Annotated in this window: 19 protein-coding genes; 4 read left to right on the plus strand and 15 right to left on the minus strand. The window is 40.1% G+C overall.

Features of this window, described 5'->3' with window-relative positions:
- Nucleotides 1-255: 255 nt before the first annotated feature.
- The 3 genes from R2R35_RS10430 to R2R35_RS10440 are packed head-to-tail and all read right to left on the minus strand — an operon-like array spanning nt 256 to nt 2343.
- The gene (locus tag R2R35_RS10430) at nt 256-1302 is read right to left on the minus strand and encodes a CPBP family intramembrane glutamic endopeptidase (protein WP_317734458.1); all 1047 of its coding nucleotides are present in this window, start codon (nt 1300-1302) and stop codon (nt 256-258) included.
- 4 nt (nt 1303-1306) lie between these two features.
- Nucleotides 1307-1906 (minus strand): class I SAM-dependent methyltransferase, encoded by a 600-nt coding sequence (locus R2R35_RS10435; protein ID WP_317734459.1) that lies wholly within the window; start codon nt 1904-1906, stop codon nt 1307-1309.
- 59 nt (nt 1907-1965) lie between these two features.
- A complete protein-coding gene (locus R2R35_RS10440) occupies nt 1966-2343 on the minus strand; it encodes a RidA family protein (RefSeq protein WP_317734460.1) in 378 nt (125 codons plus the stop codon).
- 251 nt (nt 2344-2594) lie between these two features.
- Here R2R35_RS10440 and R2R35_RS10445 point away from each other — a divergent pair, with 251 nt between their 5' ends.
- Both R2R35_RS10445 and R2R35_RS10450 read left to right on the plus strand, forming a co-directional pair.
- Nucleotides 2595-3299: an acyl-[acyl-carrier-protein] thioesterase gene (locus tag R2R35_RS10445; RefSeq protein ID WP_317734462.1), complete on the plus strand. Its 705-nt coding sequence runs from the start codon at nt 2595-2597 to the stop codon at nt 3297-3299.
- A gap of 15 nt (nt 3300-3314) precedes the next feature.
- Complete coding sequence (locus R2R35_RS10450; RefSeq protein WP_317734463.1) at nt 3315-4292, plus strand: CvfB family protein; 978 nt, start codon at nt 3315-3317, stop codon at nt 4290-4292.
- 117 nt (nt 4293-4409) lie between these two features.
- Here the strand turns inward: R2R35_RS10450 and R2R35_RS10455 are convergent, their stop codons facing one another.
- The 9 genes from R2R35_RS10455 to R2R35_RS10495 form a co-directional block, all read right to left on the minus strand.
- A complete protein-coding gene (locus tag R2R35_RS10455; RefSeq protein WP_317734464.1) occupies nt 4410-4823 on the minus strand; it encodes a flagellar protein in 414 nt (137 codons plus the stop codon).
- An 11-nt stretch (nt 4824-4834) separates the two neighbouring features.
- Nucleotides 4835-5557 carry a ComF family protein gene (locus tag R2R35_RS10460; RefSeq protein ID WP_317734465.1) on the minus strand — a complete coding sequence of 241 codons (723 nt, stop codon included), beginning with the start codon at nt 5555-5557 and terminating at the stop codon, nt 4835-4837.
- 9 nt (nt 5558-5566) lie between these two features.
- Entirely contained in the window at nt 5567-6466 is a 900-nt protein-coding gene (locus R2R35_RS10465) for a nucleotidyltransferase family protein (protein ID WP_317734467.1), read from the minus strand.
- 160 nt (nt 6467-6626) lie between these two features.
- Entirely contained in the window at nt 6627-8849 is a 2223-nt protein-coding gene (gene recD2 / locus R2R35_RS10470; RefSeq protein WP_317734468.1) for an SF1B family DNA helicase RecD2, read from the minus strand.
- A 254-nt stretch (nt 8850-9103) separates the two neighbouring features.
- The gene (locus R2R35_RS10475; protein WP_317734469.1) at nt 9104-9439 is read right to left on the minus strand and encodes a rod-binding protein; all 336 of its coding nucleotides are present in this window, start codon (nt 9437-9439) and stop codon (nt 9104-9106) included.
- 11 nt (nt 9440-9450) lie between these two features.
- The gene (locus R2R35_RS10480) at nt 9451-10266 is read right to left on the minus strand and encodes a flagellar hook-basal body protein (RefSeq protein ID WP_317734470.1); all 816 of its coding nucleotides are present in this window, start codon (nt 10264-10266) and stop codon (nt 9451-9453) included.
- A gap of 21 nt (nt 10267-10287) precedes the next feature.
- Nucleotides 10288-11061: a flagellar hook-basal body protein gene (locus R2R35_RS10485; protein ID WP_317734471.1), complete on the minus strand. Its 774-nt coding sequence runs from the start codon at nt 11059-11061 to the stop codon at nt 10288-10290.
- Nucleotides 11062-11272: 211 nt separating this feature from the next.
- Nucleotides 11273-12262: a rod shape-determining protein gene (locus tag R2R35_RS10490; protein WP_033164486.1), complete on the minus strand. Its 990-nt coding sequence runs from the start codon at nt 12260-12262 to the stop codon at nt 11273-11275.
- Nucleotides 12263-13100: 838 nt separating this feature from the next.
- A complete protein-coding gene (locus R2R35_RS10495) occupies nt 13101-14195 on the minus strand; it encodes a glycerol dehydrogenase (RefSeq protein WP_317734472.1) in 1095 nt (364 codons plus the stop codon).
- 369 nt (nt 14196-14564) lie between these two features.
- Between R2R35_RS10495 and R2R35_RS10500 the strand changes: the two genes are divergently transcribed.
- On the plus strand, nt 14565-15659 hold the full coding sequence (locus R2R35_RS10500) for a helix-turn-helix transcriptional regulator (RefSeq protein ID WP_317734473.1): 1095 nt from the start codon (nt 14565-14567) through the stop codon (nt 15657-15659).
- Between the two features lie 233 nt (nt 15660-15892).
- Here the strand turns inward: R2R35_RS10500 and R2R35_RS10505 are convergent, their stop codons facing one another.
- Nucleotides 15893-16885, minus strand: coding sequence for an ABC transporter substrate-binding protein (locus tag R2R35_RS10505; protein ID WP_317734474.1), 993 nt, complete (start codon nt 16883-16885; stop codon nt 15893-15895).
- A 323-nt stretch (nt 16886-17208) separates the two neighbouring features.
- Here R2R35_RS10505 and R2R35_RS10510 point away from each other — a divergent pair, with 323 nt between their 5' ends.
- On the plus strand, nt 17209-18180 hold the full coding sequence (locus R2R35_RS10510) for a helix-turn-helix domain-containing protein (RefSeq protein WP_317734475.1): 972 nt from the start codon (nt 17209-17211) through the stop codon (nt 18178-18180).
- 142 nt (nt 18181-18322) lie between these two features.
- Here R2R35_RS10510 and tuf read toward each other — a convergent pair whose 3' ends face one another.
- Nucleotides 18323-19516, minus strand: a complete 1194-nt coding sequence (gene tuf / locus R2R35_RS10515) for an elongation factor Tu (protein WP_317734476.1) — start codon at nt 19514-19516, stop codon at nt 18323-18325.
- A 175-nt stretch (nt 19517-19691) separates the two neighbouring features.
- Nucleotides 19692-21812: an elongation factor G gene (fusA, locus tag R2R35_RS10520; RefSeq protein WP_317734477.1), complete on the minus strand. Its 2121-nt coding sequence runs from the start codon at nt 21810-21812 to the stop codon at nt 19692-19694.
- Between the last annotated feature and the right edge of the window lie 6 nt (nt 21813-21818).

Below are 21818 nucleotides of genomic sequence, written 5' to 3' on the forward strand. Positions count from 1 at the left end.
AAAACGGATATACATTTGCTTATTAATTGCTTACAATTTAATTGCATCTATATTGTATCACATTTTACAAAAAAGAAAAGCCCTAAATTATCAAAAGAGAGAAGCTGCATCATATTACCTGTTGGTAACAGGAATGTCAGGCAGCTTCTCTATCTTTCTTTAACTGCAGTCCGCTGATTTGTTCCTTATCAGGAACTTTTTAAAGCTACTGCACCTTTTATTCTTCGCGATTTTAGAATATCTGACTGCAACATATTATATCAGATAATTCTTAATATTGTATATAAATCCTAAAATGACTGTTGTATATCCTTCTCTGGAGGCTGCTTCATTTGCTCCGCTTCCTGCCAGTTCACTGGCAATCATAATAAGAATACAGACAATGATTCCAATTACCAGGCTGGGTGTGACAAATCGTACTTTCTCAGATTCATCTCCATTCTCTGCCACAGGTTCCTTTTTTCTAAAAATGCTTTTTATATGCTCCCATCTTCCTGAATTATCAGCAAGCACCCGGAATACAAAGAAAGCAATAACAGTGGATACCACTGCAAGGGGTAATAACACCGAAATTATATACACAGGTGTAATTTCTGCTGCTGCCTGCATTACCTCTTCCTGACTTACACCGTTACCGGTCATTCCATCGGACAGTTCTAAAAGCTTGGGGTACAGGGTAAGGCTGACCACTGAGGTTCCGTTTATAATAAAATGAACTATCATTGTTGACAGGATAGAGCCTGTTGCTTCTATAATAAGCGCAAATATCATACCCAGTACAAAAGCATAAGAAAATTGATTAAAATTCTGATGAATCAGTCCAAATAACAATCCGCTGATAAAAATACCTTTCAAGGGATTGGCTTTACGGTAATTCTGAAACAATACACCTCGGTAAACGCTTTCTTCAAATATACACGGTACGACAGCAACCATTAGGAGACTTATCCAAAATCCATTGTTACCTATAAGATTATCAATAACAGCCGTTGTATCGTTTCTGACAAAAAGCATGGATATTGAATTTATCAATCCCATAAGAGGCATGATCAGGAAGGTCAGAATAACCAACAACACCACATTTCCGACGCTTATCTTATGGAATCCAATTGCCTGAGAGAGCCCCTCCTTACTCTTTATAAGGTAAATTACAGAAGGTATGATCAATAGCAGCTGAGATATTATCAGAGCAAAAATAATGTTATTTGTTCTATCATATACCCAGGGATTAATTATTATTCCGGCAAAAGTAATCAATACTGTTGCCAGGAACACTCTGTTAACCGATTTTACTTGGTTCATAAACTTACTCCTGCTTCTCTTCCTGCTTTTTTATTATGATATGCAGCCATTCGTCAAGATTTGCTTCTCCAAGGTTCTCTGTACTCTTCCATATTTCAAGAAGCTCAAGTCCCGCGTAACCGGCCAGGAAATCCTTCATCGCTTTTGTCTTAAAATTCTGAAAGTATCTCCCGTTAAGATATCCTGTAAAGTCACCATGCCCAAAGGACATATATAATATTCCACCGGGTTTTAACGCCTTGATGACTTTTTCAAAGACCCCTTTTAATTCCTCCGGGGAGATATGTATCAGTGCCGCACTGGCCCATATCCCATCAAATACTTCATCAAAATCCAGCTCGTCAAACTGCATGCAGAGTACATCCTGTCCAATATGGATGGAAGCAAGCTCACAGAGCTCTTCTGCTCCGTCAATGGCTGTTACATCATATCCGCTTTCGATAAACTCCAGGCTGTCCCTTCCGGAACCGCAGCCAAGATCTAATACTGCAGCACCTTCTGGTATGGCTGACATGAATTTGTTTCTGTTTTCTTCTGTATTGATATCTACTGTGTTCTCAAAATAAAGACTAGCATTCTTATTATAATAATCTATCGAGTCCAAAAAAGTCCTTCCTTTCAAATATAACCCCTTCGCAGACTATCCGCGATATTGTTTTCTTCTTATAGATACGCCACTGCTTCCACTTCTATGAGGACATCCTTAGGAAGTCTTGCAACTTCAACGCAGGAACGCGCCGGATAATTCTCTGTAAAATAGGAGGCGTAAACTTCATTTATGGTGGGAAAATCTTCCATGTTCTTTATAAATACTGTTGTTTTTACTACTTTCGTGAGATCCGAACCGCTGTCCTTTAGCAATGCGGAAAGACTCTTTAGAACCCTTTCTGCCTGCTTCTTTATATCTCCCTCCACAATGGTTCCGTCTTCAGGATTAATGGGAATTACACCAGAGGTATAAACCATGTTGTTAATGATAACAGCCTGTGAGTAAGGGCCGATTGCTGCAGGTGCATTTGTTGTGCTTACTATTTTCTTCATTTATATAACCTCCGTCTATTCATATTAAGAACTATTATATACTATACCGAAAGGTTTTTCACTATTTTTTATAAAAAATGCATCATTAATTCATTTTTATGCGGACAACCAGGGAAACATGAAAGAACTTCTATCATAATTCCATTACTTATGGTACAATTAGACATATGGGCTAAACATGTTTATATAAGTTCCAGCAGGCAAATAACAGGTTGTCTGCTTGGATAGGATATTCAGAAAAGAGGTTATATATGTACAGTTTTAACAGCAGAATACGCTACAGCGAAGTCTGCAGCAATAAGGAACTGGATTTTTTCTCAATTATTAACTATTTTCAAGACTGCAGTCTCTTTCATTCAGAATCAGTGGGACAGGGTTTTGATGACTTGGAACAAAGACACCGTATCTGGTTAATGAATGCCTGGCAGATCCAGGTTGCTCGTTTCCCTGTATTCGGTGAAGATATAAAAGTATCCACCTGGGCATATGATTTCAATGCTATGTATGGTTACCGAAATTTTCTCATAGAAGATAAACAGGGTAAAGTTTGTGCTAACGCAAATTCTATCTGGATATATATGGACACGGAAAATAACCGTCCTGTTAAGATTGATGAAGCTGTTGCCAGAGCCTATAAACCCGAGGAGCCTTATCCTATGGATTATGCCCCTCGCAAGATTTCTCTTCCTGACGACCTAATGGAAAGTACTCCCTTTCCGGTTCTCAGAAGAAATCTGGATACAAATAATCACGTAAATAATGGTGAATATATCCGTATGTCAGAAGAATTTATTCCCGATAATTTTAAACCTGCCGGTATGAGGGCAGAATATAGAAGATCAGCTGTTATGGGTGATATAATAATCCCTCTGATTCATCAGAGCGAAAGTGCTCTTACCATCGTACTTGCCGATGCAGCCAGGAAACCATATACCATTATTGAATACACCGCATAACCAAGAGGAGGTCTTATGATAAAATTAGGTGAAATACAAGAATTAGAAATGATAAAAAGTACTGATTTCGGTGTCTATCTGAAGGAACCGGGTAACACTACTGACGAACGTATCCTGCTGCCCAAAGCTCAGGTTCCAAAAACTTTAAAAACCGGTGACAGGATATCCGTATTTATTTATAAGGATTCTGATGACAGACCAATAGCGACGACCCTTACGCCAAAACTGACTTTAAGCGGAATCGAGGTAAGCAGACCGGAAATTCATCAAGTTGATGAGAGCGATGCGCTTGATAGCCAGAGTACTGAAAGTGCTGTTGATCAAAATAGCATTTCTGATAACAAAGTTACGCAGAGTAAGGTTGCTCTGAGCAAAGTTGCTCTTCTGCAGGTAAAGGAAGTGACTACCATCGGCGCCTTTTTAGACTGGGGATTGGCCAAGGATCTGCTTCTTCCCTTTAAGGAACAGACTGAAAGAGTTCATACAGGAGAACAGGTACTGGTTGCCTTATATATTGACAAAAGCAGCCGTCTCTGTGCCACAATGAAGGTGTATGAATATCTAAGACAGGATTCCCCTTATAAGAAAGGCGACAAAGTTCTTGGAACCGTTTATGAGATAAGCAGTAACTTCGGTGCTTTTGTAGCTGTTGATAATCTCTACAGCGGATTAATTCCACAAAAGGAATTAAAACGACCTCTGAAACCAGGTGACAGTGTAGAGGCAAGAGTTACAGCTGTTAAAGAAGACGGCAAGCTTGATCTAAGCCTTCAGGAAGCTATTCCTGTTCAGATTGATTCCGATGCAGAAATTATATACAGGCTGCTAACTGAGGCCGGCGGTTCTCTGCCTTATCACGATAAAACCGATCCCGCTATTATCTCCGAAAAATTCGGCTTAAGCAAAAATGCTTTTAAGCGCGCGATCGGAAGACTTATGAAAGAGCAGAAAATTAGAATAACCGCTGATGGAATTGAAGCTCTGGAAAACTAACAGAACAGCTAAAGCTAGTAAAAGTTCCGATTACCCCATCCCTGCAAAAATTTGTTATCCCAGGCAGCTACGAGGTATCGGAACTTTTATATTTTACCTTATATATATTGAAGCTATTTATTTTCCTCCTCTTTGAAGGAAATGCATTTTCTTCTCTTTCTCCTTAAATTCTTTCTTCTTCTCTTCCGAAATGTCCTCATAGAGACTGCCGAAATGGCTGGACAGCTTATCTTTGCAGTTTTTACAAAAACGTCCTGTTCGAATGGAAGCACCGCACATCTCGCATTCCAACGCTACCATGGAATCCTCCGTAAAAGCAAGTCTTTCCTCTCTGATCCATTTATGAATCTGCATCGTAGTTACTTCATTCGCTTCCGCTACTTCTTGAACTCCTGCTCTTGGGTTATCATAAATGTATTGTTTTACCTGATCGAATTTGTCATCAAGAGCCTTAAGACAGGAGGGACATAAAGGCGGACCTCCTATATAATTATATATCTTACCGCAGCTTTTACAATTTCTAACATCCATTGCAATCCTCCTTAGTAACCTTTTCCAATACATACGGTGACAAAGTAAACCTCATCTATACTATTTTTTTTGAGTATTCTGGAACAAGCTTCAATTGTACTGCCTGTAGTATAGATATCGTCTACTAAAAGTACTTTGTTTAGCTTATTACGAAAACTGTTTCTTTCTGTGAGGGAAAAGTCAAATGCTTCTGCCAGGTTCAGCGTACGTTCCTTATCATTGAGTTGTTTCTGGGGAAGCGTATCCTTTTTTCTTATAAGCAGATCAGATAAGACTGGTATCTCCAGTTTATCCCCTAAAATCCTGGCTAATACCTCTGCCTGATTATACCCTCTTTCCAATAACTTGCTTTTATGAATAGGGACCGGGATCAAAGCATCCGGTGAGATTTCCTCCATCTCCTCCCTATATGTTTTTAACAGCTCTTCGATATAGAATGCAGCATACTCTCTTCTTCCATAATTCTTAAACTCAGCCATGGATTTCTTCATTTCTTTGTTATATAACCATAGAGCTATGCCTCTGGTAAAATCACGGCTCTTCTTTTCACAGTCATAACAGTATTCTTTATTAACTTGTTCCATTGGTTTGCCGCAGCACTTACATTTCGGTTCCTCTATAAGAATAAGTTTTTTACGGCATTCTTTGCAGGATAGTTCTCCCCGTACATCTACGATTTCAGAGCATACGGGGCATCTGCGAGGGTAAAGGATATCCAGCAACGAGTTGAACATATAGGCTCCTTAGAACAACTTTGTTGGATATAACCCTTTATTTACAAGTTCTTTAATTGATTCCATAACAATAGGCTTATCTTCTTTGTAAGTAACACCAAACCATTTGTCATTGGTCGAAAGGACTTTTACAGATGCCTTACCCTTCTTAATCAAGTCTCCTACTTCCTCGGGAAGTAAGTATTCTGATTTTAATTCCTGACCATTTTCTTTTAGGAAAGTTACGAAACCCTCCTCCAGATCTGCTAACAAGCCCGGCTGAAATCCCCACATATTCATAGATACAGGGGTACTTAACGCAAGCTCCGTCTCCACGCCATCTTCAATAGCAATTGCGTTTGTGCCCTTTTTCTCAATGGCTTTGGTTTCTTTAATATCAATCAGATTGCCCTCGGCGTTAACCTGGCATACACCTCTTGTAACAGTACCATTTTCACTTAAGGTATTCCCAAGGATAAAACCGGCCATACAGTAATCACCCTCATTCTCACTTGCCACCAAATAATCATGCACCTTTACAAAGGCTTCGCTGCCATAATAATCATCTGCGTTAATTACTACAAAAGGTTCTTTTATAAGTCCCTTACAGCTTAATACTGCCTGTCCGGTTCCCCATGGTTTTGTTCTGCCTTCCGGTACGGAAAATCCCTCAGGTAAATTTGTCAACTCCTGAAAAGCATACTCCACCTCTACCTTCTCAGCTATTCTATTGCCTATTACTTCTTTAAAATCTTTTTCGAGATCTTTTCTTATGATAAATATTACCTTATTAAACCCTGCTTTTATCGCATCATATATGGAATAGTCCATAATGATCTCGCCGCTTACTCCCACAGGTTCTAACTGCTTAATACCACCAAATCTGCTGCCAAGACCTGCTGCCATAATAACTAATGCTGTTTTTTTCATTATCTCCTCCATTTCTGCCTTCACCCATATATACTTTAAAGACTTATTTAAGCCCCTTACTTATATTATTGTATTTAAATTATACCTTATACAGGATGAATACGCACTAATTTTTTTAATAATTACTATATATTTCCTATTTTACTTATTTTAGTTGACTTTATTTTTTTTCCAGCTCATTGATGCGTTTTGCAAGGCCAGAGTACCTTCTCTGCTCACTTTCATTATCAATCATAAACTGGATAGTATCTGAATTCCCTACAATGGTAACACAATTTTTCGCTCTGGTTACAGCAGTATAGAGAATATTACGGTTTAGAAGCATCCTGGGCCCGGTTAACAGCGGAAGGACAACAGCCGGATACTCACTTCCCTGGGATTTATGGATGGTAATTGCATATGCCAGCTCTAATTCTTCCAACTGACTGTAGGGATACTCAACCTGCCTGCCTTCGTCAAATTCTACGGTCAGCTGTTCCGCAAAGTGGTTGATTTCCCGGATGATACCTGTATCCCCGTTATAGATTCCAGTGCCGCTTTCATTGGTTATGCCGTACTTACTCTTACTCTCCCAGGTAAGCTGATAATTATTCTTGATCTGCATGACCTTATCCCCTTCACGAAAGATTGTATTATGGAATTCCTTTTCTTTCTTATCGGCAGATGGCGGATTCAAATACTGCTGAAGCACACCATTTAATTTCTCTACTCCCAGCTCACCCTTACGCATGGGGGTTAATACCTGAATATCATAAGGAGAAGCATTTACGTACTTTGGCATCTTATCTCTTACTAAAGCAATAGTAACACCTACTACATCATTAACTTCTGCTCTTTTTAATAAAAAGAAGTCCTTTGACTTATTGTTAAGCTCAATCTGCTCTCCATCGTTTATTTTATGAGCATTGACAATGATATCACTTTCTTTTGCCTGACGAAAAATCTTTGTAAGCTTTACTACATTGAATACATGGGAATTAATGATATCCTTAAGAACATTTCCAGGCCCCACAGAAGGCAGCTGGTTAACATCACCTACCAGTATCAGCCTGGTTCCCACCGTAATGGCACGCAGGAGGGAATGCATCAGGCTGATATCAACCATGGACATCTCGTCAATAATTATTACATCGGTTTCCAAAGGATTCCCTTCATTACGTTCAAATACCAGCTTGTTCTCCATATCACCGGACATTTTGGAGATTTCTAAAAGCCGATGAATTGTCCTGGCTTCATAACCGGTTGTTTCTGTCATACGTTTAGCAGCTCTTCCTGTAGGTGCAGCTAATAACAAGTCCATTCCTTCCGCTTCAAAGAAACGAATAATCGCGTTAATAGTGGTGGTTTTACCGGTACCTGGTCCTCCCGTTACAATCAGGACACCATTTTTTGCCGCCTCCATAACAGCTGTCCGCTGCAATTCATCCAGCTCTATCTGAAATTGCTTTTCTACTGTTTTTAACCGGCGTTCAATTTCAAGAAGAGGCAATTCATATTTTATATTAAGATCACTTAGCATTTTAGCAGTGTTCAATTCCAGATAATAAAGGCTTGCACCATATATAAGTTTCTGCTCGCCTTCGGTCTTAATAATAACCTTTCTCTCCATAGAAAGATTACTTATCTGATCTTCAAATCCCTTGGGGGAGATACCGAGAAGCTCACATACTTTCCGGTATAATATATCCTCCGGCAGATAAACATGCCCATTTGTAGTTCCCTGCACCAGTACGTATAAGATGGCTGCTTTGATACGGTAATCCGACTCTGTTCCGATACCTACTCTCGCAGCTATTTCATCTGCCAGTTTAAAACCAACACCATTAATGTCTTCTGCCAGTCGATATGGATTTTCTTTTATCACCTGATACATTCGCATTCCATATTCTTTATATATCTTAACAGCCAGAGCTGTGGTAATCCCATATTGCTGAAGGAATATCATAGCTCCTCTCATATCTCTTTTATCATTAAATTGAGAAGCGATTTCTCTTGCCATATGGTCACTGATACCTTTTACTTCTGCCAATCGCTCAGGCTCTTCCTCCATAATACGAAAAGTATCTGCCTTAAACCTTCTTACTATACGTGCCGCAAGAGCACTTCCTACTCCTTTAATAGCCCCTGAGCCCAGATACTTCTCCATAGAGTCTAAATCCTCCGGCTCCTTGAATTCATAGGTCTCCACCAGAAATTGTTCCCCGTATAGCTGATGTGCAGTGTATTTGCCGGTACAGTGTATAAATTCCCCTTCATTGATAAAAGTAAAAGTTCCCACACAGGTAATTTCTTCTTTTTCTTTTGTAAGGGTTAATACTGTATAGCCATTTTCAGCATTACGGAATACGATTCGATCTACATACCCTTCTAATTCTTCAGCCAATAATATTTCACCTGCCTTTAGACTTCAACTATTTTATAACAGATTTATTCTGACACTCCTATATACCACATCTGCTTTTAAAGTGGTACTGCTGCAATCCATGCATACCTCATTCCTGTTTGCAATTCTGCTAAATAGAAAGTGTGAAATGTTTTTAAACTTATAAATAACGCCTAGAAAACAACTATACCCCATTTCATAACAGAAATGCAATACAGAAATTCTCTAGGCGCAAGAAAAATCATATTTATTCATTATATATTACGTTTCATGGATTCATACAGCATCTGGGCAATTCCCATGCCGCCAGTCTCTACAAGGTCATCAGCGTATTTTTCATATAGCATATCACCAAAGTAGGAAACATATTCCCCCTGGTCTTCTTCTGACCCAACACTTTTCTTCATTTCCTTAAACATCTGTTCAACCAGATAGGATTCAAAGTCTTTACATACTGACATTAATTCATCATCAGTAGCCTTGCTGAGATCCTGGGTCAGCGTTTCTTGTAATTTCGTAGTACTCTGCTTTGCCTGTGTTTGAGCAAGAGCTGATTCTACGGAGTAATTATTAGCGATTCCTATACTCATTTGTAGCCTCCTTATCTGCGAAGACTATTCGCTTGCTGAAGCATTTCATCTGCTGCATTAATGGCCTTGGAATTCATCTCATAAGCTCGTTGGGCTACAATAAGATCTACCATCTCATTTGCTGCCTGTACATTAGAGTTCTCCAAATATCCTCTTTTCACAGTGCTCCTTTTTAACGTTGCATCCTGCCCTTCAACTCTGGCTGTTCCAGAAGCTGCTGTTTCTAACATTATACTGTTGGAAGTCTTCTCAAGACCGGTCGGATTATTAAACTGAGCAATTCCTATCTGCTTACCTGTAGTTACCAGATTACCGGATGCATCGGGATAAAGAAAATTTCCATATTCATCAACCTCGAGCAAAGAAGCATCGATGGTGCTGTCAAACACCAGAGGTTGTCCTGCTGTATCAAGTACGGGATACCCTTCTGTGGTTGCAAGGGTTATACCATCACTTCCTACTGAAAGGCCAAATGTACCGCTTCTGGTGTATCCAATACTACCATCGGCTGTCTGTACCATAAAGAAACCATTACCCTGTATAGCAAAGTCATAATCTCCTTCAGTCTGCTTCAAAGATCCCTGGGTATACTGGGAGACGATAGCAGAATTTTTAACTCCCAGACCTGTCTGTGCTCCCACAGGCTTTGCTTCGCCTGTACTGTCTGTTGATTTATTCTGAATTGTCTGATATAACAATGATTTAAATTGAGCAGTTTCCTTCTTAAATCCGGTGGTGTTAATATTAGCCAGATTATTTGATATGGTATCAACATTTGTCTGCTGAGAGATCATACCCGAAGCTGCTGTCCACAGTGAACGCATCATAGAAGTTTATCCTTTCTCGTATTATACCTTACCTACGGAGCTTACGGCCTGCTCAAGAGAACCGTCAATGGTCTGTATCACTTTTTGATTTGCTTCATAAGCTCTTGTTATGGCAATCATGTTGGACATTTCTCTTACAACATTAACATTAGACTGCTCTGTATATCCCTGCTGAATGGTTGCCGTACTGTCTAACTGTGTTGCACCGTCAAGAGCCAGATAAAAGCTGTCTCCCTGTTTCTTCAGATAATTATAATCTGTAAAATCTGTAAGCTTTATCTTATCAATAAATACACCATCTGCATAGATATTACCGCTCTCATCCGCCCTTACTTCTGCAGCATCGGAAGGTATCGTAATTTCTCCGCCTTCTCCCATCAGTGTATTTCCGCTCACGTCCATGAGCTTACCATCCTGATTCACTGTAAAAGAACCATCTCTAGTATATTTAACTGTCTGATTTCCTGCACTGTCAGTGGTGGTTACATTAAAGAAACCGGAGCCTTGAATAGCAAAGTCATAGGTATTGCCTGTGCTTCGCAGGGACCCCTGGTTATAATCTGTATACACCTCACCGATTCTAACACCCAGACTCATTGAACCAATCTTTTTATTAGAATAATTTTCAGAAACATCTTTTATTTTGTAGGTTAAAAGATTTTTAAAAGATTGGTTTGTTACACCATCTTTCTTATAACCTACTGTAGAAGCATTGGCCAGATTATTTGTTATGACATCAAGGCGCTTCTGTTCATTTACCATGCCGGTCCAGGATGTGAATAATCCCTTTACCATTCTAACCCCTTCCTGCAATATTCACGCTGTGAAACAATAAGATGAATACCGCACTAATCAGTAGTTGAAGTTCTATTTGTACAATCCTCAAGTCTCCTTGGGATATTACAGTAATTTCTAGTTTAATGCAATCTGTGTAATACCTCAATCCGGCATTGTTCCTATGCACTGCATACCGATGTATATATTATCGGCCATTCACTTCAAATACTTAATCCCTGGAGCCACTTAAATATTCAATATATTTTCCGGTACCAATGGCTACAGCAGTCATGGGATCTTCCGCTGTCATGGTATTGATACCTGTCTTATTCTCAATTAACTCTTCCAGTCCGTATAAAAGGCATCCACCACCGGTAAGTACAATTCCTCTGTCTGCAATATCTGCTGCAAGTTCCGGGGGAGTCTTCTCCAGCACGCTGTGTACCGCTTCAACTATCTGGGAGGTGGTTTCCTTTAACGCTTCTTCTGTTTCATCAGAGGATACCGTTATTGTCTTCGGAAGGCCTGTTACCAGATTACGTCCTCTGACATCCATCGTAACAACCTCTGGTCTCTTAAAGGCTGAACCGATTTTGATCTTTATCTCTTCTGCAGTTCTCTCACCGATTAAAAGATTATGTTTTTTACGCATATATCGAACAATTGCTTCATCAAAATCATCACCGGCAATCTTAATAGAAGTACTTACAACTGTACCTCCTAATGATATAACTGCAATATCTGTTGTTCCGCCTCCGATATCTACGATCATATTACCGCAAGGTCTGTATATCTCGATTCCAGCACCGATAGCTGCTGCAATGGGTTCTTCTATTATCTTGACATCTCTGGCACCTGCCTGATAGGTTGCATCCTCAACTGCCTTCTTCTCAACCTCTGTTACACCACTTGGTACACATACACTGATGATGGGCTTACGGAAACGATGTTTGCCCACAGCTTTCTGTATAAAATATTTTAGCATTTTCTCAGTTACTGTATAATCGGAAATAACGCCCTGTCTTAAGGGACGTACCGCTACGATATTACCAGGCGTTCTTCCAAGCATTAATCTTGCTTCTTCACCTATGGCTCTGATTTTATTTGTATCTCTGTCAAAGGCAACTACAGAGGGCTCTTTCAGCACAACCCCTTTTCCCTTTAAATAAACCAGTACACTTGCTGTTCCTAAATCAATCCCTATGTCACTACCTAACATATCTAATCTCCTTTCAGATTCTCAAGGTTATTCTTTGGCTGCTGCCAAACCTCAGACCGCCGCCGGTTCTGCATCTATCTTATACTGTCAATTTACTTTGTTAAAAACAAAAAATGCTTGTATCCAATTTATGATAAGCACGATTAAAACTGCTGAATTATTCTTTGTTATTTCTATTATTGCCGACTTTTCAGGAAGCTATCAAAATACTGATATACACTTGACATTTCGATTTTTTCCATAAACCTGTCAATTAAACACACTCTTTTTTATTATATACATATTTATAGTTTTTTTCAAAGGAAATTTTAGAAATATTGGAATATTAATATTTTCTTAAAGAAATATGCTGTTTTACCTGATTTATAAGCACATTTCTACAGTCACCTGCAAAAACACCTTAAGAAAACGCTATTTGAATCCTTCGACTGCAAGACAATTAAGTGCGCTGTTTCCAGTGTTATGGCAGGATGAAACTGTTTTTAAGATAATCAGGATATAATAAGAATTCAAAGCAAGAGAAGGGAGAATTAAATTGGATACTATCAAACTATTTACGAGAAAAGCAGAAGAAAACAATAGAAAGGAGCGGTTGCATTTTTGATTCCTGTTGCTGCAAAAAAATTTCTTGACTTTCCCATACACCGGATTCAAACACCTTCCCAATCTGCACTGTTTTCGCACATAAATTCTTTGCTTCCAGCACACGAAATGGTCAGTGTCTTTCATCAGTTCCTCACAGGAAAGCCAAAAGGTTTTCTTACAACATTACATTATTCTGCAACAGCTCCTAAATCTATTATTCATGAAATAAATAATACTACTAATAATTAATATCTTATCTGAAATATTCCTGTCCTAATAAATCCGCTGCCAGAAGTGCATCGTAGAGCTGATCGGCAGTTACATCTCCCGCCATATTATGTATGGTCTCACCTGGTATACAGGCTTTTTCAGCCGCTATCCTTACTCTTGTCACTTCTGTTACCCCTAACTCCTTAAGGGTAACCGGCAATCCAACCTTATGACAGAAGTCCATTACTTCCCTGATTTCCTCTAAGGGAGCACTCTCTAACAGAAGCTGCGTTATAGTTCCATAGGCCACTACAGAGCCATGCATTGTTTCTTCACATTCAGGAAGGGCAGTAAAACCGTTGTATACGGAGTGTGCTGTTGCCAGTCCACCATTATCAGCTCCAACACCACTTAGATAAGTATTCGCTTCAATAATTGCTTCCAGGGCAGGTGTTACCAAATGATTTTCACAAGCAAGCTTTGCCTGGTACCCATTTTTTAAAAGAGTCTTATAACACAATTCACACAAAGCCATTGCGGAAAGGGCAATACCTCCATTTTCAAGACTGGGGGAATCTGTTCTGACACATGCTCTGGCCTCAAAATAAGTTCCTAAGGCATCTCCCATACCAGCAATCAGGAATTTGACCGGTGCATTGGCAATAATCTCACTGTCCACAATTACAGCTTCCGGATTCCTAGGGTAGAAAAGATAACTGTCAAAAGCTCCATCATCCTTATAGATAACAGATAACCCCGTGCATGGTGCATCTGTGGCTACAACGGTGGGTACGATTACAACCGGAAGTTTTTCATAATGGGCAGTGGCTTTGGCAGTATCAATCGCCGATCCACCGCCAATACCAACCACTACCTGGATCTGTTTAGCCTGAACAATTTCTCTCATCCTGTTAATTTCACCAACAGAACTTATACCTTTGAATATTTCAAAATGAAGCTCACAATTACTTCCTTCAAAACTTTTCTTTATTTTATCAGAACAGTTCTTATAACCGCTGTTACTGCAGACAAATAAATAAGAGGTTCCTAACTCCTTTGTTTCCTGATAAAAATGCAACAGTGCACCTTTTCCCTGTAAGTATTTTAATGGTGCTCTTAATAATTTTAATACAGCCATGATGTCCCTTCCTTTTCCTGTGTTTATACAACCTTTATTCTCGTCTGGTATATTATTGATACTTTGTTATTATCTTGACAATCTAATAATAGCACCTATATAATAAAGTAACAATTACCCGCACCCCCTATTCTTCTAGGGTAAATGCCCTAAAGAGTATCCGAAAAATACCAGCACGGGGTAATATTCCAATTTTAAAGCAAGGTAAGCTTTAAGGATTGGGCGGTGCCTTCTTAAAAGTCAACCTGCTATGCTCCTTAAAGAACTGCCCGAAGGGTACAATGACTTTAGAGGTACACGAGAAGCGTTTTTTTAAATCATAACTTGAGGAACGCAACAATATTACCTGTACAACTATTTGGAGTTATTATGACTGAGATTAATACATTAACACAAGAAGATTATAGACGGCTGCTTTCTTTCTCGGAAGGCCTAAATCCCTACGATATGAATTTCCGCAAGACCGCAATGGATGATCTGCTCCATTACTTTCCTTTTGATGGTGCTGCCTTTCCTCTGGTAGATGGCAAAGGCTATTATAAACATCTTATCTATGTGAACTTTACACCAATTTCGATTGAATCCTACGAACGGGACTGTTACAAAAATGATTTTTTTGCCCCTGCTAATTTAAAGGAAACAAAACAGAAGTCTGTTTATACCATAGAAGATTTTACCTCCTATGTTGAATATGAAACATCCTCTTTGTACAGTCAATGTTTATACTTTAATGGATTCTATTATGAGGCTCTGGTACTGCTCAGAGATGAAAGAGGTAAACCTTTAGGCGCTGTTGCCGTATATCATGGAAAAAGTACCCCCGGATTTACCCTACGGGAGCAGCTCCTTCTCGAAGAAATAGGAATTATCATGGAGAAAGCTATACGATTACATCTGAATTATCTCTCTATGCAAAATAATCTGAACTTCTTTAGCAGGATATTTGCTCGTCACCCCATTGGAATGATATTATGTGATGGTAATTTTTCTATACAGGAGATCAACCAGGAGGCTCTTCATATCTTAGATCAGATTGGTCTGCCTTCCAATGAGGATGGGGCAGGTTTACTCTTAAAGGACTACATCCTTCCTGTTTTCCAGGAGGGTACCACACACAGATTCTGTCTGCGCTTGGCAGAGGGAGTCGAGGTGTTTCTGGAGAATATTATTGCAAAAGAGCATATAACAGACAGTTTTGTGACCCGCTATGCAATCTTTTTGAATCTTTCTGCCGGCAACAGCAGAACTTCCTGGGTTGCATATCTCAAAGAAAGAGAACTTACGAAACGGGAATGCGAAGTAACAAGTTTATTATGTCAAGGTTATAAGCTCATAGAAATAGCTGATTTGTTGAAAATAAGCTTGAATACCGTGAAACGTCACAAAGAAAGTATTTATTCCAAAATGAAGGTAAATAGTTCCAGCCAATTAATACTATTATATCAGGAAATAAAGAATTCCTGATAGTTAACAAAGCTTATTTATTTTACTGCAGAGTCTCGTTATGAGCAGTATACAATCTAAAATCACTTCTGTCCCGGTAACTCTTTCAACTACGAGGCATGAATATAAAATCCAATTGTGTGGAGCCTGAGATAAAAGGGGATGACAGAGAAACTGCTACCAGCTTTAACCCCCATAGTTTACGGCATAAGGAGCAGCATACAATATTTCAATTGTATACTGCTCCCTTTCATTTAATCCACCAATGTATTAAGCGCTTCCACTAAATAATCCAGCTGTGCATCGAGACTCAGAACATCATCATAATAGAATAAACCTTGGTATTCACCGGGAATCTCCAATACATGACCTTCTGCAACGGCAGGTATGCTCTTCCAGATATCAGACTGTGCATATTCCGATTCAATACCTTCCTGGCGGCACCAGATAATGTAATCGCCGAAATATTCATGAGCGACCTCATAGCTGATGGTTCCTCTTCCGTTGCCGGTGGTCTCAATCAATTCTCGCAGCTTATCCGGATATTGCTGTTCAAGGTATGTGTATAAAAGTGTCCCGCCTCTTGACCCGGTTTCATAAGAAAGCCCGGCCCACTCGCCGGAAGAACCCCAATCCTCCAGAATGCTGAAGGTTTTTCCGTTAAATGCCTCTTTTTTAAATATTTCTTTGGCATTCTTTAGCTTTGTTTCAAACGTAGTAATTGTTTTTTCTGCTGTTTCAAGAGTTCCGGTGGCTTCACCGATGATTCTTGTACGTTCTGGAGATAGAGTACTTTCCTCAATTACAAGCACCGGGGCAACTTGGCTAAAGGTATCATAGTCCTCTTTACTGTATGTAATGATCAGATCTGGTTCCAACGCCATGACCTCTTCCTGTTCCCAATTTTCGATCTTTGTTATCGCCATCAACTGATCATAGAAAGGCATGGTTTTTTGCATCCAGCCGTTGTACCCTACAACATTGAGACCAGCTGCCAGAGTTTCTCCAATATACCAGTTGACAACAACCCGCTGTGGATTGACTGGAATTTCAATATCGCCCATTACAGTATGAACTGTGCGGGTGCCACTTTCTTCGGAAGACTCTGTAGACATCTCTGCCTCCGCCGTTGTATCAGGCTCTTCTGTTACCTGAGACTCAGTGGGTACCTCAGTCTGACTTTTTGCGCAGGCGGAAAGCGTTAGTACAATGGTTAGAGACAAAATAAGTGGCATTAACTTTTTCATAATTATCCTCATGTTGATTCTCCTTGACAGGTGTATTGTTTTGTTGCGGCTCGCGTCGCCAAATGTTAGAGTTATCTAACTCAACTGTTATTTTACGGTGTCGTTGGTTGACTGTCAAGAACAAGATAGAGTGTATATGTTAACTGCCTTCTATGAATAAAATCTATAAAATCCAGATATTATAAGCTATTCATGGTTCAACCCGGCTCTCATTAATCATTATTTTGGAGTTGTTGCATCATATTTTGGATTGTTTTTAGGATTGTAAAATACAATGATTTAAAGTATACTTTGCATCAGAGACGTTTTTAAAGGAGGGCATAATGCAATACACAAATGAATTTGCTCTGGGCTGGGGTGCGATGGCAGAGCACCTTGGGTTTAAAACGAGGCGAAACGGAACATATTCACATTATGATATCCCGGATATTTGGGATAACGGATGGATTACCCAGGTAACGCCAGTAGAAGGGCTGCATATTGCCAGCGCATGGTTTACTGCCAAAGAGCAGATTGAGTATACCATGCATACGAAAGAGCCCTGCTTGTGGGTCTTTTGCATTGATAATGGCAGCCTCACCTTTACACGGCAGGGCGTACCCTCCCGGCAGCTTTCCCCATTTACCCAGCTGATTATCAGTAATGGCAAACCCCTGCGACTCAACATTGCAGCGGGTGAGCCGGTCTGCTTTACCAGTCTCCTAATCTTTGATTCCTGGATCGAGTCCTTTCTTCGGGCAAACAGCATAACCTACCCCATCCGGGTTTCAGATGCCAGGCAGTGGCTGCCACAGCATGTGGATACGCCTATTGTAATGCTCGTAATGGAGCAGCTTCGCTGGGGAGTACGTGGAAACAGGCTTCCACCGCCTGCTTATTTATGGAAAACGGGTGAGCTTCTATGTCTGTTTGCACATGAGCTCTCCCAGGAGCATCTTAAAAAACCGCGTCGCCTTTATGTCACCTGGGAAAATGAGCAGAAACTCCATCGGATACGTGAGCTTATTGATAATGATCCACTTAATACACCAAATACAGAGATGCTTTGTCAGCTAGCTGAAATGGGCGAAAGTAAATTGAGAATAGCCTTTAAAGGTCTCTATGGCAAACCTCTCTATGCATATATTCGAGAGGCTGTTATGAAGCGGGCAATGCAGCTGCTAGCCTATGACGAGCTGAGTATTAAAAATATTGCAACACTCTGCGGTTATGAAAACCCGGCAAAATTTACAGCAGCATTTAAAACCGTTCATGATATTACACCCAGTGAATTCCGAAAGGGATTCGGATTATAGCGTTATTTCACAGAAATTCTTTTAGTAAAAGTCTTCCGGATACGTGTCAGCATAAGCATTGGTTCCTATTTTTATGCTAGTGATAATATTAAAAAAACCCCAAGTCCTTATAAATAAAGACTTGGGGTATTATTTATTTTAATTACTGAACGATAGTAGCAACTTTACCAGAACCTACAGTACGTCCACCTTCACGGATAGCGAAGCCTAAACCTTGCTCCATAGCGATAGGATGGATTAACTCGATGCTCATTTCGATATTGTCGCCAGGCATACACATTTCAACACCGTCAGGAAGGTTGCAAACACCAGTTACGTCAGTTGTTCTGAAGTAGAACTGAGGTCTGTAGTTGTTGAAGAAAGGAGTATGACGTCCACCTTCATCTTTAGTTAAAACGTAAACCTGAGCTGTGAATTTCTTGTGGCATTTGATTGAGCCGGGTTTGCAAAGAACCTGTCCTCTTTCGATATCAGTTCTCTGAACACCACGAAGAAGTGCTCCGATATTATCTCCAGCCTGAGCCTCATCAAGAAGCTTTCTGAACATTTCAATACCAGTAACAACAACTTTACGTGTCTCTTCTTTGATACCAACGATTTCAACTTCTTCAGATACGTGAAGAACACCACGCTCAACACGGCCTGTAGCAACTGTACCACGTCCTGTGATAGAGAAAACGTCCTCTACTGGCATTAAGAAAGGCTTATCTGTCTCTCTCTGAGGATCGGGAATCCAGCTATCAACAGCATCAAATAATTCAACAATCTTATCTCCCCAAGAGCTAGTAGGATCTTCAAGAGCTTTTAAAGCAGAACCCTGGATGATAGGTGTATCATCGCCAGGGAATTCATACTCTGTTAACAGATCTCTGATTTCCATCTCTACTAATTCAAGTAATTCAGGATCATCAACCATATCACACTTGTTCATGAATACTACGATGTAAGGAACACCTACCTGACGGGATAACAGGATGTGCTCTTTTGTCTGAGCCATAACACCATCAGTAGCAGCAACAACAAGGATAGCACCGTCCATCTGAGCAGCACCAGTGATCATGTTCTTTACATAATCGGCATGTCCAGGGCAGTCAACGTGAGCGTAATGTCTAGCTTTTGACTCATACTCAACGTGAGATGTAGAGATAGTGATACCTCTTTCTCTTTCTTCGGGAGCTTTATCGATCTGATCGAAAGCTACAGCCTGACCAGTACCTAATCTCTCATGAAGAGTTTTAGTGATAGCTGCTGTTAAAGTAGTTTTACCATGGTCAACGTGTCCGATGGTACCGATATTACAATGGGGTTTGTTTCTTTCAAATTTAGCTTTAGCCATTTTTGTAACGTCCTCCTTTAAATAAATGCATCTTTGTGCATATACTTTTTTATCGCCTGAAGAAATGACTCAAAGTCATTATCTGCAGGCATTTGATTTTGAGCTCATAGCTTTATTATATTTCAGTTTAGAAATATTTTCAAGCATAATTAATGATTCCACGTATATTTGTGGATTAGTTCTTTCCTTTTGCTGCAAGAACCTTTTCCTGAACGTTCTTAGGAACGGGATCATAGTTGGAGAAGAACATGGAGTAAGCACCACGGCCCTGAGTTCTGGAACGAAGGGAAGTGGAATAACCAAACATTTCTGAGAGGGGAACAAATCCTCTGATAAGCTTTGTACCGTTGATATCTTCAGATCCTTCGATACGTCCACGACGGGAACTGATATCACCGATAACATCACCCATATATTCATCGGGAACTGTTACTTCAACTCTCATGATAGGCTCTAATAAAACAGCGCCTGCTTTGTTCATCGCATCTTTAAACGCCATAGATCCGGCAATCTTAAATGCCATTTCGTTGGAGTCTACTTCATGGTAGGAACCGTCATAAACGGTAGCCTTGATACCAAGAACAGGATATCCGCCAAGGATACCAGCTTTGGAAGCTTCTTCTATACCAGCACCAACTGCAGGGATGTATTCTTTAGGAATAGCACCACCAACAACGGTAGATACGAATTCGAATGTCTTTTCTGCATTAGCATCCATAGGCTCGAAACGAACCTTACAGTGACCGTACTGTCCACGTCCACCGGACTGCTTCGCATATTTAGAGTCAACTTCAACAGATTTTGTAAAGGTTTCTTTGTAAGCAACCTGAGGTGCACCTACATTTGCCTCTACCTTAAATTCACGAAGAAGTCTGTCTACGATAATTTCAAGATGGAGCTCACCCATACCGGCGATGATTGTCTGACCGGTTTCTTCATTGGTGTAAGTTCTGAAGGTAGGATCCTCTTCTGCTAACTTCGCTAAAGATTCACCCATCTTATCCTGTCCTGCTTTTGTCTTAGGCTCGATAGAAACCTCGATAACAGGTTCAGGGAATTCCATGGATTCAAGGATAACAGGGAATTTCTCATCACAGATAGTGTCACCGGTTGTGGTGCCCTTTAAACCAACTGCTGCAGCGATATCTCCTGAATATACTTTCTCCAGATCTTCTCTCTTGTTAGCATGCATCTGAAGGATACGTCCAACACGCTCTTTCCTGTTCTTAGTAGAGTTAAGTACATAAGAACCGGAATTTAAAGTACCGGAGTATACACGGAAGAATGCAAGCTTACCTACGAAAGGATCGGCCATAATCTTGAATGCGAGAGCTGCAAAAGGTTCTTCATCAGAAGATTTTCTGTGAACTTCGTTACCATCTTCATCCACACCTTTGATATCAGCGACATCAGTAGGAGCGGGTAAGTACTCGATAACAGCATCCAGTAACTTCTGAACACCCTTATTTCTGTATGCGGAACCGCATGTTACAGGAATAATGGTAGTTGCGATAGTAGCATTTCTTAAAGCAGCTTTTAATTCAACTGTTGAAGGCTCTTCACCTTCTAAGAATTTCTCAAGCAGATCGTCATCAGTCTCACAAATAGACTCAATCATAGCTGCTCTGTATAATTCTGCCTGCTCTAATAAATCAGCAGGTATTTCAGAGATGCTGATGTCATCTCCCTTATCATCATTGTAGAAATAAGCTTTCATTTCAAACAGGTCAATAATACCTTTGAATTCATCCTCTTTACCGATAGGTATCTGGATAGCAACAGGGTTCTTGCCAAGTCTTGTTTTAATCATGTTTATTACATTGTAGAAATCAGCACCGGAAATGTCCATCTTATTAACGAAAGCCATTCTGGGTACCTGGTATTTATCAGCCTGACGCCATACTGTTTCAGACTGAGGTTCAACACCGCCTTTAGCACAAAAAACACCAACAGCACTATCAAGAACACGTAAGGAACGCTCTACTTCTACAGTAAAGTCAACGTGTCCCGGCGTATCAATGATATTGATACGATGAGGTAATGCGCCAGCTAATTTCTGGTGCTCAAATTCCTGAGTCCAGTGACAGGTGGTAGCGGCTGAAGTAATTGTGATACCTCTTTCCTGCTCCTGTTCCATCCAGTCCATGGTAGCAGTTCCTTCGTGAGTATCACCAATTTTATAATTAACACCGGTATAGTATAAGATACGCTCAGTAAGAGTGGTCTTTCCGGCATCAATATGAGCCATGATACCGATGTTTCTGGTTCTGTCTAACGGGTATTCTCTTCCAGCCAAGGAAAT

The organism is Anaerocolumna sp. AGMB13020 (genome assembly GCF_033100115.1).
Taxonomy (GTDB): Bacteria; Bacillota; Clostridia; order Lachnospirales; family Lachnospiraceae; genus Anaerocolumna.